The sequence below is a fragment of the uncultured Nostoc sp. genome, from assembly GCF_964247315.1.
Lineage (GTDB): Bacteria > Cyanobacteriota > Cyanobacteriia > Cyanobacteriales > Nostocaceae > Nostoc.
Genome location: NZ_CAXTTT010000194.1, coordinates 1 through 9,566, shown reverse-complemented (window position 1 = coordinate 9,566; position 9,566 = coordinate 1). Strand labels below are relative to the sequence as shown.

3 protein-coding genes and 1 pseudogene are annotated in these 9,566 nt (G+C 38.8%); all 4 read left to right on the top strand.

Annotation, left to right across the window (positions count from 1 at the left end; all coding sequences use genetic code 11):
- Positions 1-1,792 (top strand): TonB-dependent siderophore receptor (locus tag ACFE93_RS32875; RefSeq protein WP_375480032.1); only part of this gene is annotated, 1,792 nt, incomplete at its 5' end.
- A 141-nt stretch (positions 1,793-1,933) separates the two neighbouring features.
- A pseudogene (locus ACFE93_RS32870) lies at positions 1,934-5,641 on the top strand (type I polyketide synthase); the annotation flags it as partial.
- Positions 5,642-5,765: 124 nt separating this feature from the next.
- On the top strand, positions 5,766-6,836 hold the full coding sequence (locus ACFE93_RS32865) for an LLM class flavin-dependent oxidoreductase (RefSeq protein WP_375480030.1): 1,071 nt from the start codon (positions 5,766-5,768) through the stop codon (positions 6,834-6,836).
- Between the two features lie 56 nt (positions 6,837-6,892).
- On the top strand, positions 6,893-9,538 hold the full coding sequence (locus ACFE93_RS32860; RefSeq protein WP_375480028.1) for an amino acid adenylation domain-containing protein: 2,646 nt from the start codon (positions 6,893-6,895) through the stop codon (positions 9,536-9,538).
- The last annotated feature ends 28 nt before the right edge of the window (positions 9,539-9,566 follow it).

Genomic DNA, 9,566 nt, shown 5'->3' with positions numbered 1-9,566 from the left:
ACGAACTCACCTCTATTTACCACTTTGCCAACATTTAGATGCGTTTGCCCTGGGGAGCAGTGTGACTGGGCAAGCAATCGGAACCGACCTATTTAATATTGATAGAGTAGAAGTTCTTAAAGGTCCAGCTTCAGTGCTGTATGGTTCTGCTGCTCCAGGTGGAACAGTTAATCTTGTCACTAAGCAGCCACTTCGTGACCCTTTTTACCAGGTAGAGGCAACGATCGGAAATTATGATTTCTACAGTGGAAGGGTTGATTTATCAGGACCCTTAAATGATTCTAAATCAGTTCTCTACAGACTAAATGTCGGCTACGAGAACTCTGGTAGTTTCATCAATTTTTTTGATAGACAATCCCTGAGTATTTCACCTAGCCTGAGTTTTAGGCTTGGCGATCGCACCAACTTAACTTTACAGGGAGAGTATGCCAGCATCGATGCTGGATCATATGTCGGTCTACCGACTGTCGGCACTGTTTTTCCCAATCCAAATGGTAAAATTCCCCGCAGTTTTTACTCTGGTGAACCTAGTGACTTTGTCCGCACACAGAACAGTAGAATTGGGTTTAGATTAGACCATCAATTCAGCGACAATTGGTCACTACGCAACGCCTTCCAAGTAAAATTTTCGACACTTGATACAGACGATGTTATTGCTAGAAGCCTAGATTCTGATAATCGAACCCTCAATCGGATTCGTGTACTTAGTGAAGGTGATGGCGAAAACTATATCTTGACAACAAACCTGATTGGTAATTTGTCTACTGGCTCAATTGGACATCAATTGCTCGTTGGAGTTGATTTGAATAAAGATCATGCAACATACACACGAAGGAGGAGGAGTACGGGGGTTCCGTCACTTAATATATTTAACCCTGTCTATAATCAACCGCAAGCAGAAGAACCTTTTGAAATCAGCTTTAGCAATGATTACGGAAGCAATTCACTTGGGATTTATATTCAAGATTTAGTAAGCCTGACAAGCAATCTGAAATTGCTACTGGGTTTGCGGTATGACACTCAAGACTACAACTCTCGGGATCTCACTAGTGATCTTAGATATAGTCAAGCCGATAGTGCATTCTCCCCACGAGTCGGCATCGTTTATCAGCCCATACCACCCATTTCACTCTATGCCAGTTATGCCCGTTCCTTTACCCCAAGCCTATTTGGAAACTCAGTCGATGGGCGTCCATTTGAACCAGAGCGAGGAACTCAATATGAAGTGGGAGTGAAAGCAGATTTAAGCAACCGACTTTCAGCCACCCTTGCCTTCTATGACCTGACACGCACTAACGTTTCAACGGATGACCCAAACAATTTTGGCTTCTCTATCCAGACGGGTGAACAGCGCAGCCGAGGCGTTGAATTTAATATTGTGGGTGAAATCTTACCGGGATTGAATGTTATTGCAGGCTATTCTTACATCGATGCCCAAATTACCAAAGACAACTTCTTTCCTGTGGGTAATCGTTTGGATAATGTCCCATACAATTCATTCAACCTTTGGACAACCTATCAATTTCAACAGGGTTCACTGCAAGGCTTGGGGTTTGGCTTGGGATTATTCTATGTAGGTGAGCGCCAAGGAGATTTAGACAATACTCCGACCTCTGTGTTACCCAGCTACTTCCGCACCGATGCTGCAATTTTTTACCAACGAGGTCGGTATCGGGCTGCGCTCAACTTCACCAACTTATTCAACGTGGACTATTTTGAAGGCACTGGTGATTTTGAGCTAATTGCTGGCGCACCATTCACGGTTCGGGGAACCATTTCTTGGGAATTTTGACCTTGATCATCGATATCAATCAGTAGCAAACAAAAAGTAAACAATAATCAAGCATTATTTTCTCATAAAACTGATACTAGACCGAATAACAAGGGTCGTATCAAACAGTTTCTAATAACTCAGTAAGAGAATCAAAGACAAATGAGTACTTATCTAGAATGCAGTTGTAATGGCTTAGAAATAGCAATTATTGGCGTGACAGGTCGTTTTCCTGGTGCCAAAAATATTGAGGAGTTTTGGCAAAATCTACGTGATGGTATAGAATCTATATTCTCTTTGTCAGATGAAGAACTCAAATCTTCAGGAATAGATATTATCAATATAAATGATAATTATGTTAAAGCGGCAGCTATATTAGAAGAAATAGAACTATTTGATGCTTCATTTTTTGGATTCAATCCCAGAGAAGCTCAAATTATCGATCCTCAACAGCGTATTTTCTTAGAATGTGCTTGGTCAGCTTTGGAAAATGCTGGATATGATTCTAAACAGTATCAAGGTTCGATTGGGGTTTATGCTGGTACAGGAATTAGTAATTATTTAATTAATCTTTATTCCAATCAGAATATCAGAAATTCTATTGATGCTCAACAGCTTATTTTTGCAAATGACAAAGATTTCCTCACCACAAGAGTATCTTATAAGTTAGAACTAGAAGGTCCTTCTGTAGATGTTCAAACGGCCTGTTCAACTTCATTAGTCGCTGTACATTTAGCCTGCCGAAGTTTACTGAGTGGGGAATGTGATATTGCCTTAGCTGGTGGTGTTGCAATCAACCCATCACAAAAATCTGGATATTCTTATCAAGAAGGTGGGATTTTATCTCCAGACGGTCATTGCCGTGCCTTTGATGCTAAAGGGCGAGGAACTGTTTTTGGTAGTGGTGTAGGCATTGTAGTTTTAAAGCGATTAGAAGATGCTCTTGCTGATGGAGATTGCATCCATGCTGTCATAAAAGGTTCAGCTATTAATAACGACGGCGCTCTCAAAGTTAGCTACACAGCACCTCGTATTGATACCCAAGCAAAGGTAATTAGAACAGCTCAAACAATTGCTGAAGTTGACCCAGAGACTATTACCTACATTGAGGCACACGGAACCGGAACATCTTTAGGAGATCCGATTGAAATTGCAGCACTAACACAAGCTTTTCGTGCGGGCACTCAGAAGAAAGGATTCTGTGCTATTGGTTCTGTCAAGACAAATATTGGACACCTTGATACTACAGCAGGTGTTACAGGCTTAATCAAAACAGTTTTAGCCCTTAAAAACAAACAAATACCACCGAGCTTGCATTTTCAGCAGCCCAATCCTCAGATTGATTTCGATAACAGTCCTTTTTACGTTAATACAACACTTTCAGAGTGGAAAACTAACGCCACTCCCCGCCGTGCTGGAGTGAGTTCATTCGGTATTGGTGGAACTAATGCTCATGTGATTCTAGAAGAAGCTCCACCTACTCAACCTTCTGGTCTTTCTCGCCCTTGGCAGTTGTTATTACTCTCTGCGAAAACCGAGTCAGCATTAAAAACTGCCACAACAAATTTAGTTACTCATCTCAAACAGCATCCTGAGTTAAACTTGGCTGATGTTGCATATACTTTACAAGTTGGTCGGCGAGCATTTGAGCATCGTCGTATGCTTCTATGTCAGAATTCTGAGGATGCAGTTACAGTTATAGAAAACCTAGACCCACAAAAAATATTCACTCACTTCCAAGAACCTTGCAACAGACAAATTGTGTTTATGTTTCCTGGTCAAGGTTCACAGTATGTAAACATGGGAAGAGAGTTATATGAGACAGAGCCAATATTTCAGAAATATATAGATGAGTGCTGTGAAATACTCGAATCTCGTCTTGGTGTTGACTTACGCACGATTTTATATCCAGATAAAGACAAGATAGAATTTGCCACACAACAACTGCAACAAACTCAGATTACTCAGCCTGCTCTGTTCGTGATTGAGTATGCCCTAGCTCAGTTATGGATGGCGTGGGGTATATCCCCTGTGGCAATGATTGGTCATAGTATTGGGGAGTATGTAGCTGCTTGTTTAGCGGGTGTGTTTTCTCTAAAAGATGCTTTAGGACTTGTTGCTACTCGTGGACGACTCATGCAACAAATTCCATCTGGTGCAATGCTTTCGGTTGCACTTTCTGAGGAGGCAATACAATCTTGTCTTCATAAAAATCTTTCTCTGGCGGCAATTAATGCACCTTCTTTGTGTGTTGTATCGGGATCACAACCAGCAATAGACAAATTGCAACAGGAACTACAATCAGCGGGTGTCAGTTGTAGACGTTTGCATACGTCCCATGCTTTTCATTCCCAAATGATGGAACCCGTCATTGAGACTTTCACCCAATGCTTACGAAAAGTCAAACTAAATCCCCCGAAAATTTCGTTTGTGTCCAATGTCAGTGGAACTTGGATTACTGCCTCACAAGCAACAGATCCTAATTATTGGGCTAAGCATCTAAGGGAGCCAGTGCGTTTCAATCAAGGCGTAATTGAGTTACTTAAACAGCCAAAGCAGATATTGTTGGAAGTTGGTTCGGGTCAAACGCTGAGTAGTTTGGCTAAACAACATCAAACAGAGGAATTAATAGCACTGACCTCTATACGGCATCCGCAAGAGCAACAATCAGATGTAGCATTTTTATTCAATACCTTGGGTAAGCTTTGGTTAGTAGGGATTCAAATTGATTGGTCTAGTTTTTACATCAATGAAAAGCGTCATCGCTTACCTTTACCTACATATCCCTTTGAGCGTCAGCGTTATTGGATTGAGTCAGAAAAAATAGATGATATCACTAATCATCAAATTATAAGTAAAAAACCAAATATTGCCGATTGGTTTTACCTTCCTACTTGGAAGCAAGTTAATTTACTGGAACCCTTCAAACCAAAAAAAACAGAGAAGCCAAAGTTATGCTATCTGGTCTTTGTTAACTTGTGTAACTTAGGTATACAAATTGCTGAAAAATTAGAACAAGATAGTCAAGAAGTCATAACTGTAACTGTGGGAGAGAATTTTACTCAACTTAGCGATCGCACTTATGCAATCAACCCTCAACAGCAACATGACTATGATGTTTTATTTCAAACGTTACAAGAAATAAATAAAATACCACAAACTATTGTTCATTGTTGGGGTGTCACAACCAATACTCAAAGCTTGAGTCAAATACCCTCTGAAGCAACAAAATTAGCAATTTCAACTTTTGAACAGTATCAAAATTTTGGTTTTTACAGTTTACTATTCATTGCGAAGGCATTATCTAAACAAAATATTACCAAACCTCTGGAATTAATGGTTATCACCAATAATCTTTATGAGGTCATCGGACAAGAAGAGTTAATTGTAGAAAAAGGAACAGTTTTAGGAGCGTGTAAGGTAATTCCACAAGAGTATCCAAATATTACCTGCCGTAACATTGATATCATTCTTTGTGAATCAAAGACTTCCCTAGAAAAACAACTTATAGACCAAATGATAGCAGAACTAACAATTCAGCCATCTGACTTGGTTGTTGCTTACCGTGGTAGACATCGATGGGTACAAACCACTCAGCCAACGCAATTAAAAGAAGTGGAAGAAGAAACAACTAGACTTAGGAAAGGAGGAGTTTATTTAATTGCAGGAGATTTTGTCGGAAGTCTTGGCTTAGTGTTTGCAGAATATTTAGCTCAGACAGTACAAGCTAAGCTCATTTTGATTGGCAATATAGGACTTCCCCAAAGGAATGGATGGTCTCAATGGCTAACAACCCATGAAGAACAAGATACAGTCAGTAGCTACATCAAAAAAATTCTTTCATTAGAAGAGTCAGGTACAGAGTTGCTCAATGATGATACTTTCGGTTGGTTTAATCCTTGTGGTTTATTCACCGGAAAACTATTGTAAATACCTAGTTCATATAAATTGAATGATTAACGGATTATTTTGTGTAAATACTAGGAGTTGAAACATGGAATTTAGTTTATTTTATTTTTCTGGAGATGGTTCAAAAATTGAAAATAACAAGTATAATCTATTAATAGAAAGTGCAAAATTTGCAGATCAAAACAATTTCTCTGCCCTTTGGACTCCAGAGAGACATTTCCATCCATTTGGAGGACTTTATCCAAACCCATCTTTAACTTGTACAGCACTAGCAATGGTTACCAAGCAAATTCAATTACGCGCTGGTAGTCTTGTCATGCCACTTCATAATCCAGCACGAGTGGCTGAAGAATGGTCTGTAGTTGATAATATTTCAAATGGTAGGGTTGCAATTGGTTTTGCATCAGGTTGGACGATGGATGACTTTGTACTTTCTACTGAAAGTCATGCCAACCGCAGAGAAACAATGTGGCATGGAATTCAGATAGTCCAGAAGCTTTGGGAAGGTGAACAAGTTGAACTCAAAGATGCGACTGGAAAAACTTTTAATGTGAGAACTTTCCCACGACCAATACAGATCAAGCTACCGACTTGGATTGTGTGTCAATCTTCAACAACATTTATTGAAGCTGGCAAAATTGGTGCTAATGTACTTACTTCTTTATTAGGAGCAACTTTAGAGGAAGTTACTCCACAAATATTACTATATCGCCAATCTTTAGAAGAACATGGTTATGACCCTAAAGCAGGGAAAGTAGCAATGATGATACATACATTTGTAGGAGAAGATTTTGACACGGTAAAAGAAGCAGCGAGAGAACCTTTTTATAATTATTTGAAAACCCACATTGATCTATTAGAAAGCTTAGCGAAAAATGCTGGAATTAAGGTAGATTTAGAAAAGTTTACACAAGCAGATATTAATAGTCTTTTGCGGTTTGCTTATGAAGGTTGGCTAAAAGGAAGAACGCTGATTGGGTCAAAAACAACTTGTATGCAAATGATTGAGCGTTTAAAGAAGGCTGGTGTTGATGAAGTTGCTTGTCTAATTGACTTCAACGATAACTTTGACGCTGTAATGACAAGCTTACCCTATCTAAAAGATTTGAAGAATATGTGTAACCTTCAAGAAAAAAAAGTTATGTCATTATCTTGAAATGTTAGTGTTTTTAAATTCTTTTTTTAAGTATAAATTATTATGGAGATTTACTAGTGAATAATTTTTATCAACAAATAGCTGCTCTATCTCCAGAACAACGGATAATATTTGAAAAGCGTCTTAAGCAGAAAGAACTAAATCAATTACAAAAGCCAGAAACATCTAAAATAAAAATTACTAGGAGAAAAAACTCTAAGGATTTACCTTTATCTTTTGCTCAACAACGTCTGTGGTTTTTCCAGCAATTAAATCCTGAAAGCAGTGCTTACAATGTTTTTAATGCTTTGCATATTGAAGGTCAGTTGAACATAGCAGTACTAGAAAAGGTATTTACTGAAATTGTAAGTCGTCATGAAAATTTACGAACAACTTTTACTACCGATTCAGAAGGACAACCAATTCAGGTAATTTCTTCTAGTCACCCATTAATAATACCAATAGTTGATTTGAAGGACGTACCCAATAGAAAAGAAGAAGTTCAAATATTAGCTACTAGGGAAATACAAAAACCCTTTGACCTGACTAAACCACTACTGCGGTTAACTCTTGTACAGTTGGGAGACGCAGAGCATGTCTTGTTAATAACAATACATCACATCATATGTGATCGCTGGTCTTTGGGAATATTTATTCGGGAAATGAAAGTCCTTTACGAGGCTTTTTTCAATGGTCAACCTTCTTTGCTACCTGAACTATCAATCCAATATGCAGACTGGTCAGTTTGGCAACAAGAATATTTACAAGGAGAAGTGTTGTTAAATCAAACAAATTACTGGAAGAAACAGCTTGCTAACCTTTCAGTTCTAGAACTTCCTACTGACAGACCTCGACCAGCTATTGCAACATATAAAGGTGCAAAACAATCTTTTGAATTATCTAAAACTTTATCTGACACACTTAAAGCTTTGAGTGTGAATGAAGGGATTACACTATTTACATTATTATTAACAGTATTTAAAGTTTTATTACATAAATATACTAACCAAAATGATATTGTCGTTGGAACCGATATTGTTAACCGCAGTCGCTCCGAAACTGAAGAATTAATTGGTTTTTTGATTAATACTTTAGTGCTGCGTAGTGACTTGTCTGGAAACCCGACTTTCCGCCAATTGTTAAATCGAGTACGTGAAGTAACTCTTAAAGCTTATGACCATCAAGACTTGCCATTTGATAAGCTGGTAGATATTTTGAACCCAGAGCGAAATCTCAGCGAAATGATACCTCTGTTTCAGGTCAAATTTGATCTGCAACTGGCACAGGTCGAAGCATTAGAGCTTTCAAATCTAACCGTAAGTTATTTGAATTTTGACAACGGTACAACAAAGTTTGAGTTGCGTTTTAACTTCTTAGAAACGGATCAAGGACTAATAGGACTAGTAGAATACAGCACTGATATTTTTGATGCCAGTACCATTAATAGGATGGTGGAACATTATCGAAATTTACTAGAGAGGATTGTCACTAATCCACAGCAGCAGCTTTGTGAATTGTCGCTCTTAACAGAAAGTGAACGACATCAGTTATTGGTAGAGTGGAATAATACAGCAGTTGATTATCCTCAACAGCAATGTATTTATCAGTTGTTTGAGGCGCAAGTAGAACGCACGCCTGATGCTGTAGCAGTTGTGTTTGAAGATGAACAACTAACTTATTGGGAACTCAATATTAGAGCGAATCAACTAGCACATTACTTGCGTTCATTGGGAGTCAAACCGGAAGTATTGGTAGGGATTTATGTAGAGCGATCGCTGTTTATGGTCATCGGACTATTAGCCATCCTCAAAGCAGGTGGTGCTTATGTACCCCTAGACCCTAGCTATCCTCAAAAGCGATTAGCATTTATACTAGAAAATACTCAAGCGCCAGTACTGCTAACTCAAGCCTCGCTTATGGAGGCAATGCCGCAACACAAAGCTCAAGTCGTTTGTTTAGATGCACATTGGCATTATATTGCCCAACAAAGCAAAGAAAATTTCTTCTGTGGGCTAACTCCTGACAACCTAGCTTATGTGATCTACACCTCTGGTTCAACAGGCAAACCCAAAGGTGTAATGATTAAACACAGTAGCACAGTTGCAATGTTGGATTGGTCAAACAAAACCTTTGAGGTTGAAGCAAGAGGTGGAGTTTTAGCATCAACTTCGATTTGTTTCGACCTTTCGGTGTTTGAAATATTTGTTCCTCTGTCTTGCGGTGGTAAGGTGCTGTTAATCGAGAATGCACTATATTTACCAACTTTGCCAACAACCGAGAGTGTAACCTTAATTAATACTGTCCCAAGTGTGATTTCACAGTTACTAAGAACTGATGGCATTCCAACTTCAGTGCAAACTGTTAATATCGCTGGTGAACCACTCCATAATCAACTCGTACAACAACTTTATCAGCAGGAGAATATACAACAGGTCTTTAACCTGTATGGGCCTTCTGAAGATACAACTTATTCAACCTCTACCTGCATACAAAAAGGTACTAGCAACACGCCACCTATTGGTCGTCCGATTCACAACACGCAGATTTATTTGTTAGATAAAAATTACCAACCTGTTCCTGTATGTGTACCTGGTATGTTGTATATTGGCGGTGCAGGTTTAGCCCGTGGTTATTTCAATCAACCTGAACTCACTGCGGATAAATTTATTCCCAATCCCTACACAAACCAGCCAGGGGAAACCCGGATTTCTCACAAGCAGTAAAAAATCAATTTACATAACTTGATGTGAG